Annotated in this window: 22 protein-coding genes; 6 read left to right on the top strand and 16 right to left on the bottom strand. The window is 71.8% G+C overall.

Translation table 11 applies throughout. The features are described 5' to 3' along the window. Window positions 1-93: 93 nt before the first annotated feature. The 5 genes from QWU11_RS43030 to QWU11_RS43010 form a co-directional block, all read right to left on the bottom strand. On the bottom strand, window positions 94-1,926 hold the full coding sequence (locus QWU11_RS43030; protein WP_290120365.1) for a sugar nucleotide-binding protein: 1,833 nt from the start codon (window positions 1,924-1,926) through the stop codon (window positions 94-96). Then, window positions 1,923-2,606 (bottom strand): HAD-IA family hydrolase, encoded by a 684-nt coding sequence (locus QWU11_RS43025; protein WP_290120364.1) that lies wholly within the window; start codon window positions 2,604-2,606, stop codon window positions 1,923-1,925. Before QWU11_RS43025 ends, QWU11_RS43030 begins: the two co-directional genes overlap by 4 nt. Further along, window positions 2,603-3,769, bottom strand: a complete 1,167-nt coding sequence (gene aroB / locus QWU11_RS43020; protein ID WP_290120363.1) for a 3-dehydroquinate synthase — start codon at window positions 3,767-3,769, stop codon at window positions 2,603-2,605. The genes QWU11_RS43025 and aroB overlap by 4 nt, the downstream gene beginning before the upstream one ends. Window positions 3,770-3,799: 30 nt before the next feature. After that, on the bottom strand, window positions 3,800-4,924 hold the full coding sequence (locus tag QWU11_RS43015) for a zinc-binding dehydrogenase (RefSeq protein WP_290120362.1): 1,125 nt from the start codon (window positions 4,922-4,924) through the stop codon (window positions 3,800-3,802). 233 nt (window positions 4,925-5,157) lie between these two features. Continuing rightward, window positions 5,158-5,355 (bottom strand): hypothetical protein, encoded by a 198-nt coding sequence (locus tag QWU11_RS43010; RefSeq protein WP_290120361.1) that lies wholly within the window; start codon window positions 5,353-5,355, stop codon window positions 5,158-5,160. 41 nt (window positions 5,356-5,396) lie between these two features. On the opposite strand from QWU11_RS43010, the gene QWU11_RS43005 reads away from it, so the two are divergent. The 3 genes from QWU11_RS43005 to QWU11_RS42995 all read left to right on the top strand — a co-directional run bounded on the left by QWU11_RS43005 (window position 5,397) and on the right by QWU11_RS42995 (window position 6,763). Next, window positions 5,397-5,597, top strand: coding sequence for a hypothetical protein (locus QWU11_RS43005; RefSeq protein WP_290120360.1), 201 nt, complete (start codon window positions 5,397-5,399; stop codon window positions 5,595-5,597). 191 nt (window positions 5,598-5,788) lie between these two features. After that, window positions 5,789-6,172 (top strand): MerR family transcriptional regulator, encoded by a 384-nt coding sequence (locus tag QWU11_RS43000; protein ID WP_290120359.1) that lies wholly within the window; start codon window positions 5,789-5,791, stop codon window positions 6,170-6,172. Between the two features lie 93 nt (window positions 6,173-6,265). Further along, entirely contained in the window at window positions 6,266-6,763 is a 498-nt protein-coding gene (locus QWU11_RS42995; protein ID WP_290120358.1) for a molybdopterin-dependent oxidoreductase, read from the top strand. 13 nt (window positions 6,764-6,776) lie between these two features. On the opposite strand, the gene QWU11_RS42990 is transcribed toward QWU11_RS42995, so the two are convergent. Beyond that, entirely contained in the window at window positions 6,777-7,454 is a 678-nt protein-coding gene (locus tag QWU11_RS42990) for a pyridoxal 5'-phosphate synthase (protein ID WP_290120357.1), read from the bottom strand. A gap of 644 nt (window positions 7,455-8,098) precedes the next feature. Here QWU11_RS42990 and QWU11_RS42985 point away from each other — a divergent pair. After that, on the top strand, window positions 8,099-9,895 hold the full coding sequence (locus QWU11_RS42985; RefSeq protein ID WP_290120356.1) for a hypothetical protein: 1,797 nt from the start codon (window positions 8,099-8,101) through the stop codon (window positions 9,893-9,895). A gap of 323 nt (window positions 9,896-10,218) precedes the next feature. Further along, a complete protein-coding gene (locus QWU11_RS42980; protein WP_290120355.1) occupies window positions 10,219-11,061 on the top strand; it encodes a polysaccharide lyase family 7 protein in 843 nt (280 codons plus the stop codon). Between the two features lie 50 nt (window positions 11,062-11,111). Here QWU11_RS42980 and QWU11_RS42975 read toward each other — a convergent pair whose 3' ends face one another. From QWU11_RS42975 to QWU11_RS42955, 5 genes are read right to left on the bottom strand one after another with little or no spacing between them, the layout of a single operon-like run. Beyond that, window positions 11,112-12,071 (bottom strand): 3-hydroxyacyl-CoA dehydrogenase, encoded by a 960-nt coding sequence (locus QWU11_RS42975; protein WP_290120354.1) that lies wholly within the window; start codon window positions 12,069-12,071, stop codon window positions 11,112-11,114. Continuing rightward, window positions 12,068-13,594: an aminomethyl-transferring glycine dehydrogenase subunit GcvPB gene (gene gcvPB, locus QWU11_RS42970; RefSeq protein WP_290120353.1), complete on the bottom strand. Its 1,527-nt coding sequence runs from the start codon at window positions 13,592-13,594 to the stop codon at window positions 12,068-12,070. Before gcvPB ends, QWU11_RS42975 begins: the two co-directional genes overlap by 4 nt. Further along, window positions 13,591-14,973, bottom strand: a complete 1,383-nt coding sequence (gene gcvPA / locus QWU11_RS42965; RefSeq protein ID WP_290120352.1) for an aminomethyl-transferring glycine dehydrogenase subunit GcvPA — start codon at window positions 14,971-14,973, stop codon at window positions 13,591-13,593. Before gcvPA ends, gcvPB begins: the two co-directional genes overlap by 4 nt. Window positions 14,974-15,005: 32 nt before the next feature. Then, window positions 15,006-16,133 carry an NAD(+)/NADH kinase gene (locus QWU11_RS42960; protein ID WP_290120351.1) on the bottom strand — a complete coding sequence of 376 codons (1,128 nt, stop codon included), beginning with the start codon at window positions 16,131-16,133 and terminating at the stop codon, window positions 15,006-15,008. Further along, a complete protein-coding gene (locus QWU11_RS42955) occupies window positions 16,130-17,500 on the bottom strand; it encodes an aminotransferase (RefSeq protein WP_290120350.1) in 1,371 nt (456 codons plus the stop codon). Before QWU11_RS42955 ends, QWU11_RS42960 begins: the two co-directional genes overlap by 4 nt. Before the next feature lie 198 nt (window positions 17,501-17,698). On the opposite strand from QWU11_RS42955, the gene QWU11_RS42950 reads away from it, so the two are divergent. After that, the gene (locus tag QWU11_RS42950) at window positions 17,699-19,177 is read left to right on the top strand and encodes an NAD-dependent succinate-semialdehyde dehydrogenase (protein ID WP_290120349.1); all 1,479 of its coding nucleotides are present in this window, start codon (window positions 17,699-17,701) and stop codon (window positions 19,175-19,177) included. Between the two features lie 50 nt (window positions 19,178-19,227). Here the strand turns inward: QWU11_RS42950 and QWU11_RS42945 are convergent, their stop codons facing one another. From QWU11_RS42945 to QWU11_RS42925, 5 genes are read right to left on the bottom strand one after another with little or no spacing between them, the layout of a single operon-like run. Further along, complete coding sequence (locus QWU11_RS42945) at window positions 19,228-19,545, bottom strand: (2Fe-2S)-binding protein (protein WP_290120348.1); 318 nt, start codon at window positions 19,543-19,545, stop codon at window positions 19,228-19,230. After that, window positions 19,542-20,483, bottom strand: a complete 942-nt coding sequence (locus QWU11_RS42940) for a dihydrodipicolinate synthase family protein (protein ID WP_290120347.1) — start codon at window positions 20,481-20,483, stop codon at window positions 19,542-19,544. The genes QWU11_RS42945 and QWU11_RS42940 overlap by 4 nt, the downstream gene beginning before the upstream one ends. Next, window positions 20,480-21,721, bottom strand: coding sequence for an FAD-dependent oxidoreductase (locus tag QWU11_RS42935; protein ID WP_290120346.1), 1,242 nt, complete (start codon window positions 21,719-21,721; stop codon window positions 20,480-20,482). The genes QWU11_RS42940 and QWU11_RS42935 overlap by 4 nt, the downstream gene beginning before the upstream one ends. After that, window positions 21,718-23,208 carry an NAD(P)/FAD-dependent oxidoreductase gene (locus QWU11_RS42930; protein WP_290120345.1) on the bottom strand — a complete coding sequence of 497 codons (1,491 nt, stop codon included), beginning with the start codon at window positions 23,206-23,208 and terminating at the stop codon, window positions 21,718-21,720. The genes QWU11_RS42935 and QWU11_RS42930 overlap by 4 nt, the downstream gene beginning before the upstream one ends. 3 nt (window positions 23,209-23,211) lie before the next feature. Beyond that, window positions 23,212-24,057: an ABC transporter substrate-binding protein gene (locus QWU11_RS42925; RefSeq protein WP_290120344.1), complete on the bottom strand. Its 846-nt coding sequence runs from the start codon at window positions 24,055-24,057 to the stop codon at window positions 23,212-23,214. Between the last annotated feature and the right edge of the window lie 24 nt (window positions 24,058-24,081).

Raw genomic sequence — 24,081 nt, 5'->3', positions numbered from 1 at the left:
CCAGCGCGCCCCGCCCCGGCGGGGCCTGCCACCTCACCTGCATCTTCATGGTCGCCGCAGCATCGCCGCGTGGCCATGGCCGGGGCACGGCGGTCACTCACGGCCGCCGCCCAGCGTGAAGGTCCAGCGCACTCCGCTCCGGCGGGTCGCTCCCGCCTCGCCTGCCAGGTCGAGCGCGGCGGCTGTGGCGTCCGGGACCGCCGACACCGGGTGGTCGCCGCAGCTCTCCTTCAAGGCCGCGCCGAGCGCTTCCGCGAAGGGCGGGCATCCCGTGACGACGCCGCCCGTGATCACCGTGCCCGCGCCGGGTGGGCACAGGGTGTGCCGGCGCAGCCGGGCGGCGAACGAGGCGAGCTGGTCCACCGCGTCCTCGACGATGCCGGCCGCGACCGGGTCGCCGCCGAGCCAGGTGGCGCACACCGCCGGGGCGAGCGCGGCGACCGTGTGCTTGGGGTGGGCCAGCGCGGCGAGCCGGCGGGCGGCCGTCGGCAGGTCCGCGCCCAGGTGTTCCTCCAGCGCGTCCACGAGGCGGGTCGGCCGGCCCCGGCCGTCGAGGGCGCGGCAGGCGGACCGGAGCCCGGCGAGCCCGAGGTCGAAGGCGCTGCCCTCGTCCGAGCCGAGGTACTCGTACCCGCCCGCCCGGCGTACGCGCCCCTGCCCGTCGCCGGCCAGCAGGCCGCTTCCGGTGCCCACCACGACGACCGTGCCCGCGCCACGCAGCGGCGCGGCCAGCAACAACGGGATCATGTCGCCCGAGACGGTGACCGTCCCCCGTACACCCGCGTCCGCGGCGACGCCGGCGACGGTCTCCAGCTCCGCGCCGGCCGTCTCGGGGCTGACGGTGGCCGAGGCGAGCCAGCCACGTACGTCCCGCTCGCCGGCCACGTCGCCGATGAAGCGGAACGCCTCGTGGAGGTTCTTGCCCGCCTGGTCCGCGCCGACCGCGGCGGGGTTGACGGACCCGAAGACGGCCCTGCGATCGGTCCCGCCCTCCTCGCGTACGGCCACTCGTGTGCGTGAGCCGCCCGCGTCGACGCCGAACAGCACGGCCGTACGGGCCGTCCGCCACATGCCGGTCAGCCCCTCGCGCGGGGTGCGCGGCCGGTAGGCGGCGAGTCCCGCGACGCCTCCGAGGTCGGAGGGCGCGAGCGAGGAGTTCGGCGGGCGGCTCGCCCAGATCGTCGCGGCGCGGGGCACCTCGCGTACGAGATCCGGGTCTCCCCCGGTCACCTCGCAGGCGGTACGGGCGAACGCGACGCGGTTCAGGTGTTCCGGCCCGGCGACGTGCGCCAGGGCCGGGGCCGTCTCGGGCGCGGCCGCCACCGCCGCCACGACCTGCGCGACGTCGTCGGCGTGCACCGGCGTGAACCACTGGTCGCCCGGGGCCTCGATCACCTCGCCCGCCGCCGCGGCCCGCAGGCACCGCTCGGCGTAGTTGGACCGGTGTTCGCCGCCGGACCAGCCGTACACGAGCGAGACCCGCAGGATGACGTGCGGCGGAGCGTTCAGGCGCCGCTCGGCGGCGAGCTTGGCGCGCCCGTAGGCGTTGGCCGGCGCCACCGGGTCCGCCGTACGGTTGAGCGGGCGTTCGCCGTCGAAGACGTTGTCGGTCGAGACGAGGACCACCGGGCAGCCGGCGTCCGCGACCGCCGCCGCGACGCCTTCGTGCGTCTCCAGGGCGGCCTGCGGATCGTCCTCGCAGCCGGTCACGTCGCTGGGGCCGTGTACCAGGACCACGGACCGGGGCGCGGTCCGCCGTGCCGTCTCCGCCAGCTCGGCCCGGCCCTCCTCCGTCGCCAGGTCCAGGGCGAGCGTGCCGGCGCGGGGCCGCCGGGCGACGACCACGACCGGGTGCCCGGCGGCGCGGAGCCGCGCGACGATCGCGGCGCCGATCAGCCCCTGGCCGACCACGAGCACCGGCTTCACCGCAGCCTCCCCGGGCCGACGGGTTCCGGCCGGGCCGCCGATAGGGCGAGCTCGCCCGCCTCCCGCCGGAGCCCCAGCCACGTGAGGTCCTCGACGAGCAGGTCGGCCGCCGCGAGCCCACCGCCCGTACCGCCGTTCGTGACGCCGATCACCGGGCAACCGGCCGCCCGCGCGGCCTGGACCCCCGGGCCGGCGTCCTCGACCACGACGCAGCGGGACGGCGCGCGGCCGAGGAGCATCGCGCCGAGCAGGTAGCCGGCGGGCGAGGGCTTGCCGGCCGGCACGTCGTCGCCCGCGACGAGCGTCCCCGGCCGGGGTAGCCCGGCCGCGTCCAGCCGCGCGTTCGCGAGCAGGCGCGTGCCGGAGGTGACCACTCCCCACTCGTCGGGGCGCAGCCGGGACAGCAGGCTGGCGGCGCCCGCACCCGCGCGGACGTCGGCGGTGTCCTCCGCCTGGAGCGCCTCCAGGCGCGCCGCCTCCGCCGGGGCGTCCAGGTGACCGGCCACCAGGCGGATCGTGTCGGCGGTACGCCGGCCGTGCGCGGCGCGTTCGACCTCCTCGGCCGCGAGCCCGTGCCGCCCGGCCCAGCGTCGCCACGACCGCCGTACGGCGGCGGCCGAGTGGACGAGGACACCGTCCAGGTCGAACAGGATCGCCTCGCAGGAGGGCGGCGCGCTCATCGGGCCAGCCCTGTGGGCACCGGCGCGTGCAGCGCCCGGTGGATCTCCTCGTCCGTCACGTCGTCGGCGATCGCGACCGTGCCGACGTCGAGCGGGAGGACGAAGCGGAGCCGGCCCGCGCGGATGAGCCGGATCTTGCCGAGCGCCGCGACGACGGCGTCCGGGTCGGCCGCGGCGCCGAGCTGCCCGATCGCGTACGGGAGCCCGGACCGGCGCAGCAGCGTCACCAGCCGGTCGGCGACGCCGGGGTCGATCCAGCCGCGGGCGAGTGAGATCCGCGTGGCCACCGCCATGCCGAACGCGACCGCCTCGCCGTGCAGCACCGGGCCGTACCCGGTGACGGTCTCCACCGCGTGGCCCACCGTGTGACCGAAGTTCAGCGGCCGCCGCAGGTCGTCCTCGTACGGGTCGCGGGCGACGAGCTCGCACTTCGTGGCGCTGGCGCTGCGGACGAGCCGTTCGAGCGCGGCGACGTCCTGGGCGAGGATCGCCTCCAGGTCGGTCTCGATCGCGCCGAAGAGCCCGGGCGAGGCGATCATCCCCTTCTTGATCACCTCGGCCAGCCCGGCGCGGATCTGCCGGCCGGGCAGCGTGGTGAGGTACTCGATGTTGGAGACGACCCCGACCGGCTGGTAGAAGGCGCCGATCAGGTTCTTGGCCACCGTGTGGTCGACGGCGACCTTGCCGCCGATCGCCGCGTCGACCGCGCCGAGCAGCGTCGTGGGCACGTTGGCGTACGGGATGCCGCGCATGTACGCGCTCGCGACCCAGCCCGCCGTGTCGAGCACGACGCCGCCGCCGCACGCCACCAGCAGGTCGCGGCGGCCGACCGAGCTGTGCGCGAGCTCGTCCAGGAGGCCGACGGCCGTGTCCAGTGCCTTGCTGGCCTCACCGGGCGGGATGGCCGTCACCGTGGAGGTGATGCCGCGCCGGTCCAGCGCGTCGACCAGCGCCCGGACGTGCAGCGCGGCCACGGTCTCGTCGGTGACGATCGCCATCCGGCCCTGGGGCGCGAGCGCGGTCAGCCGGTCGGCCGTGGCGTCGGTGCCGGTGACGATGGCCACCGGGTAGGTGTCGGTCCGCGTCGCCCGTCCCTCGATCGGCAGGTCGGGACCGGGCACCGGGATCTCGTCGTGGATCACATGTACGTCCAGAGGAATCATCGTGTCCTCGTCTGTGTCAGTGGGTGTACGTCAGTGGGAGGACGCGAGCGCATCGTGCGCGGTAATCGGCCGGACGCCGTTCTGGTCGAACCCGACCGAGGTCTTCAGCGCGCCGTTCTCGCCGTACGCGGAAAAGACGTCACGCACACCGTCTTCGTCGTGGAATTCAACGACGCCGGTGATGAGCGAATCGACGTCGAGAAGACCGCCGGCGAGCAGATTGAGCGCGACGCGCATGACGTGTGCGGTACGGCTCATCGGAAAGGCGCGGACGTCGAAGGGGGCCGCGTTTATCCGCAACCCCTTGGACAGCAGAAGCCAGGTGTCGACGCTCTGCGGGACGTTCGTGGCGCCGAAGATCACATACCGCCCGCCGGCGCGTAGCAGGCGCATGCCGGCGGCGCGTACGTCGTGGCCCAGGACGGAGCCGCCGACGGTGGGCAGGGCGTCGAACACGTAGTCGGCGAAGGCGCCGAGGTGGTCCTCGGCGAGGCCGCGCAGCGCGTCGGCCTGGGTGTCGGGGTCGAAGGTGGCGTCGGCGCCGAGCCGTGCGGCGGCGGCCCGGCGGATCGGGTCGCGCTCCACGACGACGACCCGGCCGGCGCCGTGACACCGGCGCAGGACCTGCGTCGCCAGGAGCCCGGTGGGGCCGGCGCCGAGCACGACGGCGACGTCCCCGGGGAGCGGCGGGTACATGAGGATGGCGCGTAACACCGAGGTCAGCGGCTCGATCAGCGTCGCGTGCCGGACCGGAAGGTGCGACGGCAGGACGACGGTGGCGGCCTGACGGGCGTCGAGGAAGCCCCGGCCGGTGTACCAGGTGGACTCGCTCCTGGCGTCCTGGGGAAAAAGCGGGCGGACCGCGCGGTATTCGGCGAGTCCGCCGAAGTCGGTCTGGCCCCAGTAGGTGATGCGGTCGCCTTCCCGGACCGTTCCACGCATGGCGCTTCCGACCTCGACGACCCGGCCTACGTATTCATGACCGGGCACGACCGGCCATTGTTCGGGAATCAAATGACCGAGGAAATAGGACACGTCGGTCGAGCAGATGGTGACCGCCTCGGTCTCGACGACGATGCCGTCCGTATCGCATTCCGGATCGGGACGATCGACCATTGTCAGATGGCTGACCCCGCTGAGTTCGTAGACACGCACGAATCGAGGATGGGTGACTCCGCTCGCGGCTGTCAACGCGGTAACCACGTCGCGGGCGTTACGGCAAGGTAAAGTGCCAGCTCCCGTCTTCGCGCGGGGCCGGAAATATTTGTTCGGCCCGGAGCGGATATTTGGTTACCGGCGAGTTTTATTAACATTGGTTTCGTACGTTATTAACCCGGCCGCAAAACGGCGCCGCCGGAGCGGCCGACGGGGATCATGGTCGGCCGGAACTACGCCGTCAGCCGTACACCGCGATCCCAGAGGCGGACGGCCGACGCGGGGTCGAGGGCGTACGGCACGACGCCGAACGACCTCGTGCCGGGCGCCGTCCGCCGGGGCGCCTGGTCGTGCGCGAGCGGGGCGACGTCGCTGTTCTCGCGGTAGCGCCCGCCGAGGCCGTCCAGGCGGGGGCTCGTGGCGCACCACACGACGCGCCCTGTTCGACGTCTTCAAATTCCGCTCCGGGTCGATGACCGGGTCGCCGTTGTCGTCCGCGAAGCCCGTCCGCCGCATCTCCTCGATGGGGGTGTGGCGGACCAGCGGCGTGATGACGCTGCCCGGGTACAGGGCGAACGCGCGGATGCCGTCCTCCCGGCCGCGCCGGTCGGCCTCGACGGCGAAGAGGACGTTCGCGGTCGTGGACTGCCCGTACGCGCTCAGGGGGTCGTAGTCTCGACGCCGAGGCCGGAGTACCCGCCGGTGACAACGGTGACCTTGCCACTCAGGCCGGTCCCGCCCGCGACCTCGGCGGCCGTGGACGCGGCACCGAAGCCGGAGCCGAGGGGCCGCTGCTGATTCCGCCGGAGACCTCTCCGATAGGCGGTCCCGGGATAGAATCTGACATGGATGTGAGGTGGGAGAGTGCGGATCGGCGAACTCGCGCGGCGTACCGGGGTGAGTGAACGCTCGCTGCGCTACTACGAGCAGCAGGGCCTGCTGACCGCCGACCGCACCCCGGGCGGCCACCGCGACTTCCCCGAACGCGCGGTCGACCGTGTCATCCGGATCCAGGAGCTCTTCGCCGCGGGCCTGCACAGCAAGAAGATCGCCGAACTCCTGCCCTGCATGCGCGACACGGACGGCGGCCCCTCGGAGATCGCCACCCCACGCCTGGTCACCGACCTCACCGCCGAACGCGCCCGCATCGACCAGATGATCACCGACCTGGTCCGCTCCCGCGACGTCCTGGACGAAGTGATCGAGACGGCCGCGGAGAACGCCACCGGCCGGAGGTCCGGGAAGTAGCGGCCGGTCGGGGTTCGAGGCGGGTCGCGGGTGCGGAATCCCCTACAGGACGGCCGTGTGCGACCTCCCGTGCGGGGCCGTCGGGAGGTCCCGATGACTGACATGGCGCCTGAGCCGTCGACCGTACTCATGCCCGGGGCCAGTCCGTCACAGCGGGTACGGCTGGCAGGGGACCTGGCACTCCCCCGATCGCACACCGTCGCCGAGTTGCGGGATCTGCCGCAGCACACCGTCGAGACGGACTTCGTCTGCGCGCGTCGCGGGCCGCAGCGGCACGTCTTCACCGGGCCGCTGCTGTTCGACGTCGTCTCGGCGGCCGGCCCGCGGTTCGATCCGGTGATCACCAAGGACCGGGCGCGGTATCTGCTCGCGGTGGCAGGAGCGGACGGGCACGTCGCGGTGTTGTCGTGGGGCGAGATCGACCCGCGCTACGGGCGGACCCGGGCGCTGCTCGCCACCTGGATGGACGGCCGGGCGCTGGACGCCGAAGGTCCGCACCTGGCCGTACCCGGGGATCTGGCCGGTGGCCGGTACATCTCGCGGATCGTACGGATCTGGATCGGCCCCACCGACCGCCTCACCCGGCTCTGACGCCCGAACAGGATCAGGGCCAGAGGCGCTCACGGGCCCAGGCCGCCCCGTCGCGGGTGTACCGCAGGCGGGTGTGGCGACGGTCCCGGTCGGCCTGCCAGAACTCCACCTCGGCGGCGGCAACCGCATAGAGGGTCCACCCCGGGGCGACCAGCCCCGGATCCGCCGTGAGCCGGTCCGCGGCGGCCCGTACGGCGGCCTCCAGATCGGCCGGGTCCTCCAGCACGTCGGACTGCCGGCCGGTGAGCGCCTCGGCGCGTGAGCCCGGGGACCGGGCCAGGAAGTCGGCCGCGCTGCGCTCGGCCCCGGCCGCGCGTACCGGACCGCGGACACGGATCTGGCGGCCCTGCGGCGCCCAGTAGAACGCCAGCGCGGCGTGGGGGTTGGCCGCCAGCTCACGCCCCTTGCGGCTGGTCCCGTTCGCGGCGAAGTACCAGTGGCCGTCCGCGTCGACGTCCTTGCAGATCAGAATCCGCGAGGACGGGCGTCCCTCGCCGTCGGCCGTGGACACGGTCATCGCGTGCGGCTCGGGCACCCCGGCCTCGATCGCTCCGTCCAGCCATTCCGTGAACAGCGACACCGGCTCCGCAGGCACGGCGCCGGCGTCGAACTCGGGCAGGTCCGCGGCGAACACCGGCAACCCTCGCAGCAGATCCCGCATCGCCCGCCGGGGGCGTTGACTGAGAGACATCCCCCGATCCTGCCAGACCGGCGTATTCACCAGAAAAGGTCCGCGCAGGGCTCGCATCTACGATGCGGTTAGGTGGTTTCGGCTCGCTTCTGCGTACCACATCACGGCCGAGAGCATCCATCATCCGTCCACCCGCCATCCCCTCACCGTCCTGCACTGGAACCACCCCGTCCCCGAGTGCGGCCACTCCTGAGGGCGTCACCCGACGCTCAGTTGGACCTTCTCGGCCGTACGGGCGGTGTCGGTGTACGGCGATGCCCAGACCATGCGTCAGCATCATCGGCGAGTTTCCGGAATTCATCCGCAAGCTCCCATTTCCGGGGAAGTAATACCAGGTCGAGGCGGGTGATTTCTGCAGGAGTAAGCACGCGCCATCGACGCCGAATCGGTTGTGCCTTGTCAAGCAATGGTCGGCGTGATAAGTGTTGTTTTGCCGCTTCTGGTGTGCTTGATGGCTTTAGCTCATGTCTGAACTGGAAGTGAAGAGGCGCATTGTTTGACCTGGTTGCGATGCGTTTCCCTGTTGCGGTGGTCACAGAGCCGCAGCGCGGGTTGGGTCGTCTTTGGGAGCGACCCGGTTTTTGTCCTGCGTTCATCTCTGTCACGCGGCCCCGATCGGGTCGCCCCACTCCAGGAGCATGTCCATGACCGCTCAACGCGCCGGGAACCCGGCGTACGACAGCACCGTCGCGCAGGAGCCGCGACAGTCCGGGTCGGTGAGGCGCTACGCGTCCGCCGGCCGCCGCGTGGCCAAGGCCACTCTCTACACCGTCGCCATCGTCTTCGTGACCGGCATCTTCGTCGGTCTGCTGATGGGTCTGACCAGTGCCCACGCCGATGACGGCGGCTCCGGCGGCGACGGAGGTTCCGGATCCGCCGGAAGCAGTTCCTCCAGCGGCGGCGGAGAAGGAGGATCCTCATCGTCCAGTGGTGAGGGAGGTTCGTCGTCCAGCGGTGAGGGAGCCTCGTCGACCGGTGGCGAAGGAGCCTCCTCGACGGGCGGCGAGGGAGGAGCCTCATCCGACGGCAACGGCGTCTCCGGGACGTCCGCCAACGGCGGGGACTCCTCCGCATCGGCGAACAGCGGGGGCTCGTCCTCCATGTCGACCGGTACGGGCGACTCCTCCGGTACGGGCGACTCCTCCGCGTCGGCGAACAACGGGGACTCCCCGTCGTCCACCGCGCCCGGGGACTCCTCCACCGCAGACGGCACGTCCACGACCGGCGAGGGTTCCCCGTCCGCCAAGGGCGAGGACTCCTCGGCCGCACCGTCCGCCGCCACGGGGGACGCTCCGTCCTCCACGGTGAGCGGCGAGGCGACGTCCGTCGACGGGATCTCCGTCAGCAACGTTTCGGCCGACTCCCCGGCCGCGGCGGCACCCGCGCAGGACAGCGAGGCCACGGCGACCGCACAGACGGCCGAGACCGCCGCGCGGCCGGCCACGACCGACCTCGGCGCCGAGGCGGCAGCCGCCGCAGCGGTGCCGGGAACCGTGGTCGACAACGCACCGAGTTTCCTCAGCCCTGAGGACCGCTCCACCATCGACGCCGCCGCGCAGGTGAGTTCCGAAAAGGATCCCGCCAACGTGACGGCCCAGCCGAACATCGACGATGCACTCTCGACGCCGGTGCCAGGGGTCATGGTGGACAACGCGGTGGGCTTCCTCAGTCCCGAGGATCTCGCCACCATCCGGGCGATGGCGCAGGTCGGTGAGATCGACCAGAACGCGCCTCCGGTGGACGACCCCGACGCGGTGATCGCCGAGGGGGTACCGGGGATCGTGGTGGACGACGCGCCGAGCTTCCTCAGTGAGGAGGATCTCGCCGCGATCAGAGCCGCCGCGGACCTGGACCCCAATGAGGATCCCGTACGGAATTTCCAGCCGGTCGCCGTAGTGGAGGACGAACTCGGGCGGCAATATGTGCTCGGGTTCGATTTCGCCTTTGCCAGAAAGGCGTTCGGGGTCAGGCTGGGAGTCCAGTTCGACCCGCCTGCCATCATCGGAATGGTCAGGGCCTGGCCGGTGGTCGCCCAGAAGGTGGGCTTCCAGGCGTACGCCCTCTCCATGCCGGGTGTGGATCCCGGGCTGAAGAGCATCGAGTTCTTCGGCCAGGTACAGGCACCGATCGGCTTGGTCACGACCCCCAAGCCGGGCATCAGGCTCGGCGAGGGACCCGTGGTGGTCGGGGCAGAGGTCTCGTACGCGCCGCTGGCCGACCCCGAGAACAGGGTCGGGATCACCAAGTACGCCGGTTTCCAGGCCCCCTTCTCGGACACGCCCATCGGCGCGGCCTGGGGGATCGCCATGGACCACTACAACCCGGCCACCAAGCAGAGCTGGTCCGATGAGGGCCATGGCTGGGGCATCGGCGGCATCACCGGCGCGGCCGTCGGCGTACGAGGTGCGCTCGGCCTGTCGAGAGGCAGCAGATCCAAGTAAGACCGCTCGCTGATTGAGCCGCCGGCTGGACGCGCCCGCAAGGACGCGCCCAGCCGGTCGATCATCCGGGCGACCCGGTCACCTGCATTGTCGCAGGCAAGGCCATGACCGTCCCGTGGATCGCGCCGAACGCCACCGTCGACCGCCGGCTTAAGTAATGGTTAAGTATCTTTACAATCACTGGTCAGATCCCTACTGTGACGTCACAGCCCGGGAGCGAACCTCCGTCTCCGCCCCGGGAATCCGACGTACGGCAAGACGCATGGCAACCTTCGCGCCCCCGCCAGGACGCGTGTGCCCCCGCACGTGAAGGAGAACCTCTCGTGACCGCAGTGAACAACGGAAACCGGCATGCCCGCCGGAAGGTGCTCGCGCTCGCCGCGGGTGGTGTCATGGCGATCGCCGCGGGTGCCATCGGCGCCGGGCACGCCGTGGGAACCAATGCCGGTCTGGCCGCCGCGTCCAGCGCCGCCAGCCTCGACCCGGCCGTCGCGCCCGGCGGCAACTTCAACCTGTCGGTCTGGTCGCTCCAGCTCCCGATCGGATCGCCCGGCTCGCCGACCACGATCCCGCCCTCGCAGCTCAAGGGCGCGAGCGGCTACACGAACCCGGCCTACTTCTGGACGGACAAGAACGACGGCTCGATGACCTTCTGGGACCCCGAGGCCGGGGTCACCACACCGAACTCGAGCTACGCGCGCACCGAACTGCGTGAGATGAACAGCAACGGCAGCGCCGCGGACTGGGCCCTGTCCGGCACCCACAAGCTGTCGGCCACCCTGCGGATCGTGTCGGTGACCAAGAACGTCTGCGTCGGCCAGATCCACCTCGGCAGCGGCGGATCGTCGACGAAGCCGCTGCTGGAGCTGTACTACCACTCCAACGGCGACGTCGTCCTCGGCCTGGAGAAGTCCCCCGACGGCGGGCAGACCACCTCCACCCTGACCAACGTGCCGCTCGGCACCCAGTGGAGCTACGTCATCGCGATCGTCGGCGGCAAGATCCAGATCACCGTCAACGGAACCACGAAGAGCTACGCGATCGCGTCGGGCTTCAACGCCTACCACCAGTACTTCAAGGCCGGCGCCTACAACCAGTCCTCCTCCAGCAGCACCAGCAACGGCGCGAAGGTCAAGTTCTACGCCCTGACCGTGGCTCACAGCTGAGCCCGTCCCGTTGGCCTCTCCGCGCGAGAGGCCAACGGGAGTCTCAGGGCTCAGTCGGCCCGGGTGAAGCCGCCGAACGCCGACGGATCCGTACGCCGGGCCTGCTCCAGCCGCATCAGCGCGCGGTCGCGCCGCTCGACGTTCGCGGCCCAGTCTCCGGGGGGCAGGCTCTCGTGCACCTCCGAGGCGACGCGCGCGACGAGGTCCGGTGTCCACGGGTCGTCCTGCCCGCGCTCGGCTCCCATGCGGGCGTACGCCGGGCCGAGCAGTTCGGCATGGCGCTCGATACCGCCGCGCGTGTTCAGGTCCGCGGTCGCGAACGGGCCGAGGACGGCCCAGCGCCGGCCCAGGCCGGAGCTGACGACACGGTCCACGTCGGCCGGTGAGGCGACGCCGTCGCGTACGAGACAGTACGCCTCGCGCAGCAGGGCCCCCTGCAGCCGGTTGAAGACGAAGCCCTCGTTCTCCTTGCCGACCAGGACCGGCACCATGCCCGCCGCGGACAGCAGCGACCGCGCGCGGGAGACCGTCGCCGGGTCGGTGAACGGCGCGGGCGCGAGCTCGGCGATCGGCAGCAGGTACGGCGGGTTGCCGGGATGCACGACGAGACACCGCGCCCGCCCGGACAGGCCGTCCGCGAACCGGGAGCAGGGGATCATCGACGTGGAGCTCGCCAGCACGACGTCAGTGCCCGTACGCCGGTCCAGCGAGGCGAACAGCTCCCGCTTGACCTCGAGCGACTCGACCACGCATTCCTGCACGTACGCGGTGCCGTCGAGCGCCTCGTCGAGGTCGGCCGTGACGGTCACCCGGGCGAGCACCTCGCCCACGCCGTCCTCGACCAGGCCGAACCCGGCGAGCTCGGCCAGCCGGCTCTCGACCTCCGGCAGCGCCGAGGCGACACGGCCGGCGTCGACGTCGTACACCGCGACGCGATGGCCGGCGCGGGAGAACACGACCGCCCACGCGACCCCGATGCTGCCCGCACCGACGATCGTGACGGCGGTCACAGTGCCGCCTTGCGCCGGTGGGCGCGCCAGGTCGTGGCCCAGCGGTCCGGGTCGTCCAGCGACGACGCGTCGATCTGGGCGACGACCTGGTTGTGCGGCGCGGCCTTGACCATCGCCGGGTCGCTCCGCCCCTCCTCCATCACGTGCGCGAGCACGTCGATCCAGTAGTCGATGTCCTCGGTCGACCATCCCTCGCCGGCCTCGGGGGTGAACGGCTCCGGCACGATCCAGGGCTCGTGGCTGAGCCAGAACGCGTCGACGCCGAAGTCGGTCATGCGGTTCTGGACGTCCACGGCGGTCACGCCCGTCTCGGCGGTGTACTCGCCGAGGCTGTAGCGCGTCATCTCCAGGCGCCGGGCGGTGAGGTGGTCGAAGGACCTGGTGACGCCGGGGATCGCGAGCAGCCGCGACTCCATGTAGTTGTTGGCCAGCACCGAGATGTCGGCCGCCTCACGGATGCCGTCGGCGCCCATCGCCAGGGTCCACGAGTAGGCCTTCACGACCTGGGGCAGGTTCCCGAGGAACTCCCGGACCCGGCCCACGCCCGCCTCGTTCTCGCGGCGCTCGTAGCCGGTGTCCGTACGGACGACGAGCGGGCCCGGGAGGAAGGGTTCGAGCTCGGGGGTGCAGCCGTAGGCGCCGACGGCCGGGCCGCCGCCGCCCTTCGGGGCGCCGAAGGTCTTGTGCAGCATGAACATGCACGCGTCGAAGCCCAGCTCCGCCGCCCGGATGCGCCCCATCACGCCGTTGAAGTTGGCGTGGTCGTAGAAGCACAGGCCGCCGGCCTCGTGCACGATGTCCACCCACTCCTTGATGTGGGGGTTGTAGATGCCCATGTCGTCCGGGTTGTTGATCATCAGCGAGGCGGTGCGGTCGCTGACGACGGCGCGCAGCGCGTCGAGTGACGGATAGCCGTCCCGCTCCACCGGCAGCGTGATCACGTTGAATCCCGCGGCCGCCGCGGTGGCCGGGTTGCACGGGTGGGCCTGGGCGGTGGTGATGACGTCGCGCCGCTGCGCCAGCTCGCCGCGCGACTCGTGGTACGCCCGGGTGACGCACGCGTGGATGTAGGCGGCCGCGGCGCCGCCGCCGGCCTGGAAGACGAAGCGGCCCATCCCCGACAGCTCGCGGAGCATCAGGTCGAACCGGTGGACGATCTCCAGCAGGCCCTGGATGCTGCTGTCGTCCTGGTGCGGGTGGATCTCGGCCAGCTCGTCGCGCGCGGCGAGCAGTTCGCCCACCCGGGGGTTGTACTTCATCGTGCACGTGCCGAACAGGCTGATCCCGATCATGCCCATCGTCTGCTGCGACAGGCGCAGGTAGTGCCGCAGCGCGTCGGGCTCGGCCACCTCCGGCAGCGCCGGCGGCGTCTCACGGCGCATGCCGGCCGGCAGCAGGTCGTCGAGGGCGGTCGCCTCGATCGGTCCGGGCGGGACGGTCCCGCGGCGGCCGGGCGCGCCCTGCTCCATGATCAGTGGCTCGTCCCAGACCGCGGCGTGGTACCGACGGGGGGCGTTGTTCATGCGGCGACCGCCTCTTCGAGAGCGCTGACCAGCGCGGTGATGTCCTCTGCCGTGTGGATCTCCGTGACGCAGTACAGAGCCGCCTGGCCGAGTTCGGGGAAGTCCGGGGACAGGTCCTTGCCGCCGAAGATCCCCCGGGCGCGCAGCGCCTCGTTGACCTCCGCGACGGTACGGCCCGTGCCACCGAAGTCCACGACGAACTCCTTGAAGAACCCGGACGGCCAGAGCACGCGGAGACCGGGGATCTCCCCGATGCGGCGGGCGGCGTACGCGCTGTTCGCCGCGATCGTCTCGCCGATGCCGGCGAACCCCTGCGGCCCCATCAGGGCCATGTAGACGGCGTTGACGACCGTCCACAGGTACACGGAGTTCCCGGTCCAGTCGTTGCCCTCCTCGCGCGAGCCGTAGGAGGTCTGGTGGAACAGCGTCATGCCGAACGTGCGCTGGCCCGGGACGGTCGTCTCGGCCAGGCTGACCTGCAGTGTCGGGTACTCGCGGGCGTACCGCTCCTCGTCGCGGGTGGCGATGAAGCCGCCGACGCCGCCGCCGGCGTTCATGTGGACCCCGAGCGGCTGGGTGGTGCCCACCGCGATGTCGGCGCCGTACGCCGACGGCGGTTTGAGCACGCCCAGGGAGATCGGGTCGACACCGACGATCGTCTCGGCGCCGTGGCCGCGCGCCAGGCGCGCGACTTTCTCGGCCTCGGCCTCGATGACGCCGAGGTGGTTGGGCGTCTCGAAGTACACCGCCGCGGTCGCGTCGCTCAGCTTCGCCTCGACGTCGGCCGGGTCCAGCCGGCCCGTGGCCGGGTCGTGGCGGGCGAGCACGAGGGTGACCTCGCCCGAACCGCAGTAGGTGCGGATGACGGCGAGACGCTCGGGGTCGAGCGTGTCCGGCACGATGACCTCGTGGCGGCCGGTGATGCGGGCCGCCATCCGGATCGCGTGTCCCGCCGCCGCGCCCCAGCTGTAGACCGGCAGGCCGACGAAGTCCATGCCGACCAGCTCGCCGAGCTGCGAGGCGTACTCGAACCACGCCTGGTTGCGTCCGTGGTCGGACGACGGCGTGCCCCAGACCGGGGTCAGGAACTCGCTGCGCGAGGCGATCTCGTCGCACACCGCGGGCACGTAGTGCTGCCAGCAGCCGGCGCCGAGGAAGTTCAGGTTCTCGACGCAGCCGTCGTTGCGGTCGAGAAGCCGGCGTACGTGCCGGCGTACCGTCGCCTCCGCCCGTACGCCGGTGTCGAGTGCGATCGGCTCCGTCGCGAGATGGCCGGCGGGGATCTGCTCGAACAGCTCGTCGACGTCGGAGATGCCGATCGCCCGCATCATCGCGGTCTTCGCGTCCGGCGTCGAGTTCGGCATGTATGGATGTGCCACGACCACGTCCCTTCTGTGCACGTTGTTCGCCGTCAAGGCGTGTCTGACACGCCCTCGGCGACTATCCGCAAGACGGTGCTCCGGCCCCGCCCGGTGCGTACCTTCCGGTAGCCCGTGATGGGGGCGGTCGCGCGCTCGTCACCGACGTCGATCCGCAGCACCGGGGGATCGAGCGCGGCGACCTTGCCGCGCGACGCGAGTATCTCGACGTGGTCGGCGCCGACCGCGCGGAGCACGGCGGCGCTGACCTGCTGGTTTCCCCGGCCGAGCAGGAAGCCCTGGCCCCCCACGACGCCGAGCACCAGCGTCGCCGACGGGTGTTCGGCGAGCAGTGACAACAGCTCGGTCTCGCTCGCGTCCGCGGCGAGCAGGCGCCGCCCGAGGACGGCGTCGACCCCGAGGCGCGACGCGGGCAGTCCCAGCGCGGCGTTGACGTGCGCCACGGTGGTGCCCGGCCCGAGCAGGTACAGCCGGTCCTCGCGCATCTCGTCCGCCACCTCGCGGCCGAGCGCGATCAGGTCGGTCTCACCGGTGCCCGCGGTGAACGCCTTGGCCCGCTGCAGGGAGCCGCCCGCGTTCGGCACCCTCGCGACGCCGAACATGTGAGGCGAGCCGCCGGCCCCGGCCAGGTCGACCACCTCGGCGTCGAGGCAGCCGACCGCATCGGGCCGGGCGGCGAAGCGGGCCGCCGTCTCGCCGGCCGCCTCCGGTCCGGTCGCGAAGACCCCCGAATGCATCTTGACGCCGGACGGCACGCCGAGCACGGGCACCGAGGCCCCGACCACGTCGACGACGTCGCGGGCCGTGCCGTCCCCGCCGACGAACAGCACGAGCGCGACGCCGGACTCGGCCATCTCCCGTACGGCGTCGCGGGTGTCGGCCGCCGTCGTCGGGCCGGTACGGGCACGCGGCAGCGTACGGACCGTCCAGCCGGGGCCGGGCAGGTGGTCGGTGCCCATCGGCCCGTCCACGGTGAGCACCGGGACCGCGGGCGCAAGGTCGTGCAGGCGGCGCAGCGCGCGGCGCGCACGGTGCGGCGCCACGGCCCCTGCGCCGCGGCGCACCGCGGCCTCCAGCTCCGGCCCGTCGGTGCCGTGCAGTCCCACCCGGCCGCCCATACCGGCGACCGGGTTCACCACGACACCGACCGTCGAGGTCACGGCAGGAGGCGGAGCTCTTGCGCCACGTCGTCCAGCGCCTGCCTGGTCAACGCCGCCATCTGGTCGATCTCGTCCTCGGTCACCACGAACGGGGGCGAGAAGGAGATGCTGTCGGAGGCGGGCAGGGCACGGCTGATGACGCCGAGCTCGCGGCTGCGCCGTACGACCGCGGCCGACACCTTCCCGGCCGGGTCGAAGGCCGTGAGCGGGTCCTTGGACTTCACGAACTCGACCGCGCCGAGCAGGCCGTAGCCGCGGACGTCGGCCACCAGCGGATGGCCGGCGAACTCGGCGCGCAGCCGTTCGGCGAGGTGGTCGCCGCGTGCCTTGGCCTGCTGCATGAGCCCGTCGCGCTCGATGATGTCGAGGTTGGTCATGGCCGCGGCCGCGGCGAGCGGGTGCGCCGAGTAGGTGTAGCCGTGGCTGAAGATGCCGTACTTGTCCGCGCCGCTGGCGATCACGTCCCACACGGGCTCCGAGACGATGCACGCCGACAGCGGCATGTACGCCGAGGTGATGCCCTTGGCGACGGTCATGAGGTCCGGCTGCACACCGAAGACCTGCGAGCCGAAGGTCTCACCGGTACGGCCGAACCCGCAGACCACCTCATCGGCGATCAGCAGCACGTCGTGCCGGCGCAGGACCTCCTGGACCGCGGGGAAGTACGACTCGGGCGGGACGATCACCCCGCCGGCGGCCTGGATGGGCTCGGCGATGAAGGCGGCGACCGTTTCCGGCCCCTCCGCGAGGATCAGCTGCTCGAGCTCGTCGGCGAGCGCGCGCACGAACTCCTCGTCGGTCTGCCCCGCCTCCTGTTCCCACAGGCGGTGCGGGGCGCGGACGAAGTGCACCATCGGCAGCGGCAGGTCGAACCCGGCGTGCATGCCGGGCAGGCCGCACAGGCTGCCGGACATCACCGTCACGCCGTGGTAGCCGCGGTTGCGCGAAATGATCTTCTTCTTCTCCGGCCGGCCCAGGACGTTGTTGTAGTACCAGACGAGCTTGACCTGGGTGTCGTTGGCGTCGGAGCCGCTGTTGCCGAAGAACACCTTGGACATCTCGCCCGGTGCCATCGAGATCAGCCGCTGGGCCAGCCGCGCGACCGGCTCGTTCCCCATCGACGCGAACGTGTGGTAGTAGGCCAGACGCTCGGTCTGGGCGCGCAGCGTCTCGGCCATCTCGGTGTTGCCGTAGCCGATGTTGACGCACCACAGACCGGCCATCGCGTCGAGGTAGGTCCGGCCCCGCGTGTCGGTCAGCGTCGACCCGTGTCCCTCGACGATGGTCAGCGGGCCGGTCCGCTGGTGCTCACGCTGCTGCGTGAACGGGTGGAAGACGAACTCTCTGTCGATGTCCTCGATCGTCATTGGCGCCCCGCATTCATGGGAGTCGGTACAGGAAGGAACGGGTCGGGGCCGAGCCGGCGACCGCGCGGTCACTGTGCAGATGGTGTCGCAAGAAATGATCGCATAGCGTACGCTTGCCCGCAATCCGGCCACTCTACTGGTCGGTCTGATGCTGTTTCGTGGTGTATGTCGGAAATCTGAACCTGGAGGACGGACGCCGTGGACTCGACCTTCGACCGCTCTCGGCTGCGTGACGCGGACCTGCTGAGGGAGGACCTCTTCATCGACGGCGTCTGGACGCCCGGCTCGTCCGGCGAGCGCACCGACGTCCTCGACCCCGCGACCGGTACGGTCATCGCCCGCATGGCCGCCGCGACCGAGGCGGACGTCCTCCGCGCCGTCGACACGGCCGCGGCCGCCGCCCCCGCCTGGGCGCGGATGACCGCGCCGGACCGCTCGCGCGTCATGCGCCGGTGGTACGAACTGATCGTCGCCAGCGCCGACGACCTGGCGGCGATCCTCACCGCGGAGCAGGGAAAGCCCTTCGCGGAGGCCCGCGGCGAGATCCTGTACGGCGCCGGTTTCGTCGAGTGGTACGCCGAGGAGTGCAAGCGCACCTACGGCGACGTCATCCCCTCGAACGTGGCCGGCCGCCGGCTCCTCACCGTCCGCCAGCCGGTCGGGGTGAGCGCGTCCATCACGCCCTGGAACTTCCCGTCGGCGATGATCCTGCGCAAGGCCGGGCCCGCCCTCGCGGCCGGCTGCCCGATGATCATCAAGCCGGCCGAGGAGACGCCGCTGTCGGCCACCGCCCTGGCCGAGCTCGGCGCCAGGGCGGGCATCCCCGCCGGCGTGCTGAGCGTCGTGGCCGGGACCCCGGCGATGATCGGGGAGATCCTGACCTCGCATCCGACGGTGCGGGCGCTGAGCTTCACCGGCTCCACCGAGGTCGGCAAGCTGCTGATGGCCCAGAGCGCGCGCACCGTCAAGAAGGTCGCGCTCGAACTCGGCGGCAACGCGCCGCTCATCGTGTTCGACGACGCCGACCTGGACGCGGCGGTCACCGGCGCGATGGCCTCGAAGTTCCGTAACGCCGGGCAGACCTGCGTGTGCGCGAACCGGATCATCGTGCAGTCCGGCATCCACGACGCCTTCGTCGAACGCCTCCAGACGGCGGTCGAGGCGCTGACCGTCGGCAACGGCTTCGAGGAGAAGTCCGAGCAGGGGCCGCTGATCTCCCAGGCCGCCGTCGAGAAGGTGGAGCGGCACATCGAGGACGCCGTCGCCGGAGGCGCGACCGTCCGCGCCGGCGGCGCTCGCCACCCGCTCGGCCAGACGTTCTTCGAGCCCACGCTGCTCACCGGCGTACGGCCGGACATGCTGATCGCCCGGGAGGAGACGTTCGGCCCGGTGGCCCCCGTCATCGCGTTCGACACCGAGGACGAGGCGGTCGCGATCGCCAACGACACCCCGTTCGGCCTCGCCGGGTACTTCTTCAGCACCGACCTCGCCCGGATGTGGCGCGTCGGCGAGGCCCTGGAGTTCGGCGTCGTCGGGGTGAACACCGGCCTGATCTCCTACGAGGGAGCGCCGTTCGGCGGTGTGAAGGAGTCCGGGCTCGGCCGCGAGGGCTCGCGGCACGGCATCGACGAGTTCACCGAGCTGAAGTACCTGTGCGTCGACGGGCTCGCCGGCTGAGCCCTCCGGCCCGGCCGGCGGACGAACCGTACGGGCCGTCGCCAGGTGGATCATTCCGCCCGGCGGTGGCCCGGACCGTCCTGACGGGCGATGTCCATGCCCTCGCGGACCCAGGTCACGCACGCCCGCGTGCCCGGCACCCCGTCGACGATCACCAGGCAGTCGAAGCAGACGCCCATGCCGCAGAACAGTCCCCGGCGTTCGCCGCCCGAGGTCGTCCGCATGGACAGGTCGCCGTCGGCCATCAGGGCCGCCGCGACGCTCTCCCCCAGATAGGCCGACGCCGGGCGGCCGTCGACCGTGATGTTCACCTCCGGCCCCCGCTGGAGACCGTGCGTCGCGGGCAGGCGCGGGCGATCGACCGTCACGGCCGCTCCGCCTCCGTCAGCAGCCCCTCCTCGACCAGGACGGCCCGCATCGCCGTGAGGCTCTGCTCGTCGGTGACGGGCAGGCGCGGGCGGCGGACGTGCCCGGCGGGCTGGCCGAGCATCGTCATCAGGGCCTTCAGCTGGCTCTGGTACGCGCCGTACCTGCCCGCCCAGCCGCCCGGCAGCCACAGCTTCGGGAAGAGCCGGTCCCCCGCCACCGCGTGGGCGTGCGGTCCCTCGTACTCACCGCGCCAGTAGGACTCCCAGAACTCCGGGTCGGGCCGCCCGTGCAGGGAACCGCCGCCGACGGTGCCGTCCCCGCCTTCGGTGCGCAGCACCTCCAGGCCACGGACGCTCATGTACGGGCCGAAGACGCGTACGCGGTCACGCACCCGGCGCGACGTCTCGAAGAACTGGTCGGCGTCGGGGGTGCTGTCCTTGATGGCCACGATCTGGTCGATGTCGGCGAGCCTGTCGGCCAGCTCGGTCCCGATGTCGACGCCGCTGCCGTGCGGCCAGTTGTAGACCGCGATCGGCCCGTCGACCGCCGCGTCGAGGTCCCGGTAGAACTGGATCACCTCGTCCGGGAACAGCTTGGCGTACGGCGGCGGGGAGGCCAGCACGCCGTCGGCTCCGGCCGCGAGCGCGTGCCGCGCGAACTCCGCGGTCTCCTTCGCGGTGTAGGCGGTGCAGCCGACGAGCACCCGCATCCGCCCGGCCGCCTGCGCGACGGCGGTCTCGGCGACCGTACGGCGCTCCTCGCCGGTCTGGGAGAACCACTCGCCGCAGGTCCCGTTGACCACGATGCCGTGCATGCCCTCGCCGGCGTAGTGGTCCACCAGCGCGCGCAGCGTGTCGAGGTCGAGGTCACCCGCCTCGGTGAACGGGGTGACGAAGGCCGGGAGGTAACCCTGCCAGTCGACATCATCGCGATTCATGACTTCTCCATTCGAAGAGTGCCGACCGTCGCGCGATCGAGCGAATACCGTTCCGGGAAGGGCGAGGCCGACGCCGGTGAGATCATCTGCTCGGCCAGCCGCCTGGCCAGGAGCGGGCTGAACGTGAAGCCGGTCGACGCCACGCAGGCGTGGAATCCGGGGACCAGCGCCGACTCGCCGACGACGGGTGAGAAGTCGTCGGTGAACACGATCACCCCGGACCAGGTCCGTACGACCCGCACGTCCGCCAGCGCCGGCACGACCGACACCGCCACCGCGGTGCTGCCCGCCGCGCTGTGCCAGCTCGTCGGGTAACGCCGGGGACGCGGTGCCTCCGGCGTCGGCCATCCCCCGCCGATGATGAAGGTGTTCTGCTCGGTCTGCTTGAGCGTGAGCCGGCGGCCGATGTGCTGGACCATGGGCGTGAGCAGGTGCGGGCGCGGCTCGGTCACGTTGACGTGCAGCCCCTCGCTGCGCACCGGCAGCCGCAGGCCGACCATGGCGGCCGTCTCACCGCACCAGGCGCCCGCGCAGTCGACGACGCGGTTGGCGTCGATCGGCCCGGCGTCGGTGTGAACGGTGAAGCGGCGGCCCTTCGCCCGGTTCACCTCGATGCTCAGCACCTCGGTACGAGTGCGGATGAGCGCGCCGTGCTCCACGGCGCGCAGCGCGTACAGCGGCGCGACGACCAGCGGGTTGGCGTGCCCCTCGATCGGGCAGTAGGTCGCCCCGATGACGGTCTCGGACAGGTAGGGCGCACGTCGCCGCAGCTCGGCACCGGTGACGACCTCGGTCTCGATGCCGGCGCGCTGCTCCAGCTCGTACTTGTCCCGTAGCGTCTGGAGCTCTCCGGGGGTCTCGGCGACCATCCAGCCGCCGGTCTGGTGGACGTCCAGCGACCCGTCGAGCTCGTCGCCGAGCTCCTGCCAGACCGCGTACGCCTCGAGACTGAGCCTGGCCTCGCCCAGCAGCCGCTCGCGGTCCGCCTCGGCGCCCTGGCCGGAGAGCTGGTGGATGGCCAGCTGGAGGTGGAAGCTCCCGGAGTTGGTGCCGGAGGCCTCGCGGTTGAGCTCGCCCCGCTCGACGAGCGTGACCTCCACACCGCTCTTCGCGAGGTAGTACGCCATCGCCGTGCCCGCGATCCCGCCGCCGATGACGAGCACGTCGGTGCTCGATGGCAACGGCGCGCGGCTGTGTTCGGCCGGCACCCAGCGCGCGGCGTCCAGTGCGTCGGTCACGGCTCCGTCACCTCCGGAGGCGCCGTGTCATCGGCCCCGGTCGTCTCGCCGGACAGGAAGAGGGTCGGGCTCTCGATCGAGGGGTCGGCCAGCGCGCCGATCGGCACCGGCCGTACCGGCATGCGCGGCGTGGCCAATGCGACGTCCTCGACCGGGCGGCCGTGGTGACGGGCGATGAGGGCGGAGACCTGCCGCTGGCAGATCCTGCCCTGGCACGGCCCCATCCCGGCCCGGGTGTAGGCCTTCACCAGGTTGATGTCGTCGGTGGAGGCGATCGCCGGCGCCAGGTCCCGGCGGCGTACCGCCTCACAGCGGCAGATCACCGTGTCATCGGCGGGCAGCTCGAAGATGCCGGGTCCCACGCGGTACAGGCGCTTGGTCGCGGCGTTCAGCGCGCGGCGGCGGGCCAGCCGGCGCCGGGCGGCGGCCGACGCCGCGGCGGCGTCCTTCTCACTCATCGCGCCCGCGTCCATCGCCGCGGCGAGGCCGGCGATGTGCCCCTCGTCGATCGCGACGAAGGACCCCTCGACGCCGGCGCCGTCGCCTGCGGCGTAGACGCCGTCGACGCTCGTGCGATGCCACTCGTCGCGGCGGACGACATGGCCGCCGAGGTCCTCCTGGTAGTCGAAGTCACAGCCGGCCAGGCGCATGAGCTCCAGCGAGGCCACGAAGCCGTAGCCGACGCACAGGACGTCGACCTCGACGGTCTCCTCGGTGCCGGCGATGACCCGCCAGTCCGCGTCGACGGCCGCGTGCACGACCCGTTCGACCCTGCCGTCGCCCTCCGCGCGGACGACGATCCGTCCGTACCGGAGCGGGATGCGCTGCCGCAGCAGCATGGCGCGGTACCGCGCGGCGTCGCGCAGGAGCACGGCGTTGCCCCGGGCCGCCCGCGCGATGCGCAGGAAGTCGCCGGGACGCGGTGCCGGGCCCGCCTCCAGCGCCGTCACGATGTCGGCGCCGTAGTGGCCGAGCTGCGCGGGGAACGCCAGCGCGACCGGGCCGGACCCGGCGAACAGGGTCCGTTCGCCCGGCAGCACCCGCTGGGTCTTGGCCAGGGTCTGCAGCCCGCCCGCCGTGATCACACCCGGCAGGGTCCAGCCCGGGAAGGCGACCGGCCGGTCGTGCGCCCCGGGCGCGAGGACCAGACGCCGCGCGGTCAGTTCGCGCGCGGCGGACCCGTCCGTGACCAGGAACACCCGCCGGCCCTCGACGGCCACGACGCTCGTGCGGAGGCGCACGTCGACGCCGGAGCCGTCGAGGGAGTCGATGAGCGACCGGCCGTAACGGAACTGACCGTCCATCGCGGCCGGGTCCGTGACCGTGAAGCCCGGACCCGGCTGCTTGTAGATCTGACCACCGAGCGTCGGGCGCTCGTCGGCGAGCACGACGTTCATGCCCGCCGCGGCGGCGGACCGGGCGGCGGAGATGCCGGCCGGTCCACCCCCGACGACCAGGAGGTCAGTACTCGGATCGCTGACCGGCACCGCTCAGCAGCCCGCCGGCATGGCCGGAGCGTCCGTCACCCCGAAGTCCTTCTTGTACAGAGTGGCGAGCGACCCGTCGGTCTGCGCCTTGCACAGGAAGGTGTTCAGCTTGTCCGTCAGCGTCTTGTTGCCCTTCTGCACGGCCCAGGACCCGTAGGACAGGTCCAGCGGCTTGGGCAGGGCGGCCTTCTTCAGCTGGTTCGGGTTGCTCTTCTGGTACTGGGCGAGGATGTAGTCCTCCAGCACGCTTCCGTTCGCGCGTCCCGTCGCCACCTGGAGCAGGGCCGCGTTCTGGTCGCTGTAGGTCTGCAGCTTGGCGCTCGGGAAGGACTTCTTTGCCAGCTGCTCGCCCGTGGACCCCTGCAGCGCCGTGATGGTCTTGCCCTTGACGTCGTACGTGGGGATCGTCGCCGGCGAACTGTCGTTCTGCTTGACCGCCAGCACGCTGGTGTAGGGCACGTAGGCCCGCGTGAAGTCGATGACCTGCTTGCGCTCCTCGGTCGCCGTCAGGCCCACCGAGACCAGGTCGAACTTCTTGGCCTGCAGGCCGGGGATGAGCCCGTTGAAGTCCAGGTTCTTGATGACGAGCTTGACGCCCAGGTCGGCGGCGAGCTTGTTGAGCAGGTCGACGTCGTAGCCGGCCGGCTTGTTCGCGGCGTCCAGGTACATCTCCGGCTTGAACTGAAGGTTCATGCCGACCGTGAGCGTCCCGGACTGGGCGAGGCCGCTGCCGGCGTCACCGCCGGACTTGTCGCTGCCGCATCCCGCCAGGGCGACCGCGGACACGACGGCGACGCAGGCGGCGGCGCTACGCCTCGCCGCGGACCACGGCATCCGAATTCTGGCCATGGGAGTTCCTCTCACAGTGCTGAA

Origin of the sequence: Actinomadura sp. DC4, from assembly GCF_030406325.1 — a bacterium.
Classification (GTDB): Bacteria; Actinomycetota; Actinomycetes; order Streptosporangiales; family Streptosporangiaceae; genus Actinoallomurus.
Note: the sequence above shows the minus strand (reverse complement) of the source record. Positions and strands in the feature narration are given on the sequence as shown.

Bases quoted from the DNA above. Each gene is read 5' to 3' on its own strand.
- QWU11_RS42995 (WP_290120358.1), top strand. From the start codon at position 6,266: ATGACTGACATGGCGCCTGAGCCGTCGACCGTACTCATGCCCGGGGCC.
- QWU11_RS42925 (WP_290120344.1), bottom strand. From the start codon at position 24,057: ATGGCCAGAATTCGGATGCCGTGGTCCGCGGCGAGGCGTAGCGCCGCC.
- QWU11_RS43025 (WP_290120364.1), bottom strand. From the start codon at position 2,606: ATGAGCGCGCCGCCCTCCTGCGAGGCGATCCTGTTCGACCTGGACGGT.
- gcvPB (WP_290120353.1), bottom strand. From the start codon at position 13,594: ATGAACAACGCCCCCCGTCGGTACCACGCCGCGGTCTGGGACGAGCCA.
- QWU11_RS42990 (WP_290120357.1), bottom strand. From the start codon at position 7,454: ATGTCTCTCAGTCAACGCCCCCGGCGGGCGATGCGGGATCTGCTGCGA.
- QWU11_RS42985 (WP_290120356.1), top strand. From the start codon at position 8,099: ATGACCGCTCAACGCGCCGGGAACCCGGCGTACGACAGCACCGTCGCG.
- QWU11_RS43005 (WP_290120360.1), top strand. From the start codon at position 5,397: ATGACCGGGTCGCCGTTGTCGTCCGCGAAGCCCGTCCGCCGCATCTCC.
- QWU11_RS42955 (WP_290120350.1), bottom strand. From the start codon at position 17,500: ATGACGATCGAGGACATCGACAGAGAGTTCGTCTTCCACCCGTTCACG.
- QWU11_RS42940 (WP_290120347.1), bottom strand. From the start codon at position 20,483: ATGAATCGCGATGATGTCGACTGGCAGGGTTACCTCCCGGCCTTCGTC.
- aroB (WP_290120363.1), bottom strand. From the start codon at position 3,769: ATGATTCCTCTGGACGTACATGTGATCCACGACGAGATCCCGGTGCCC.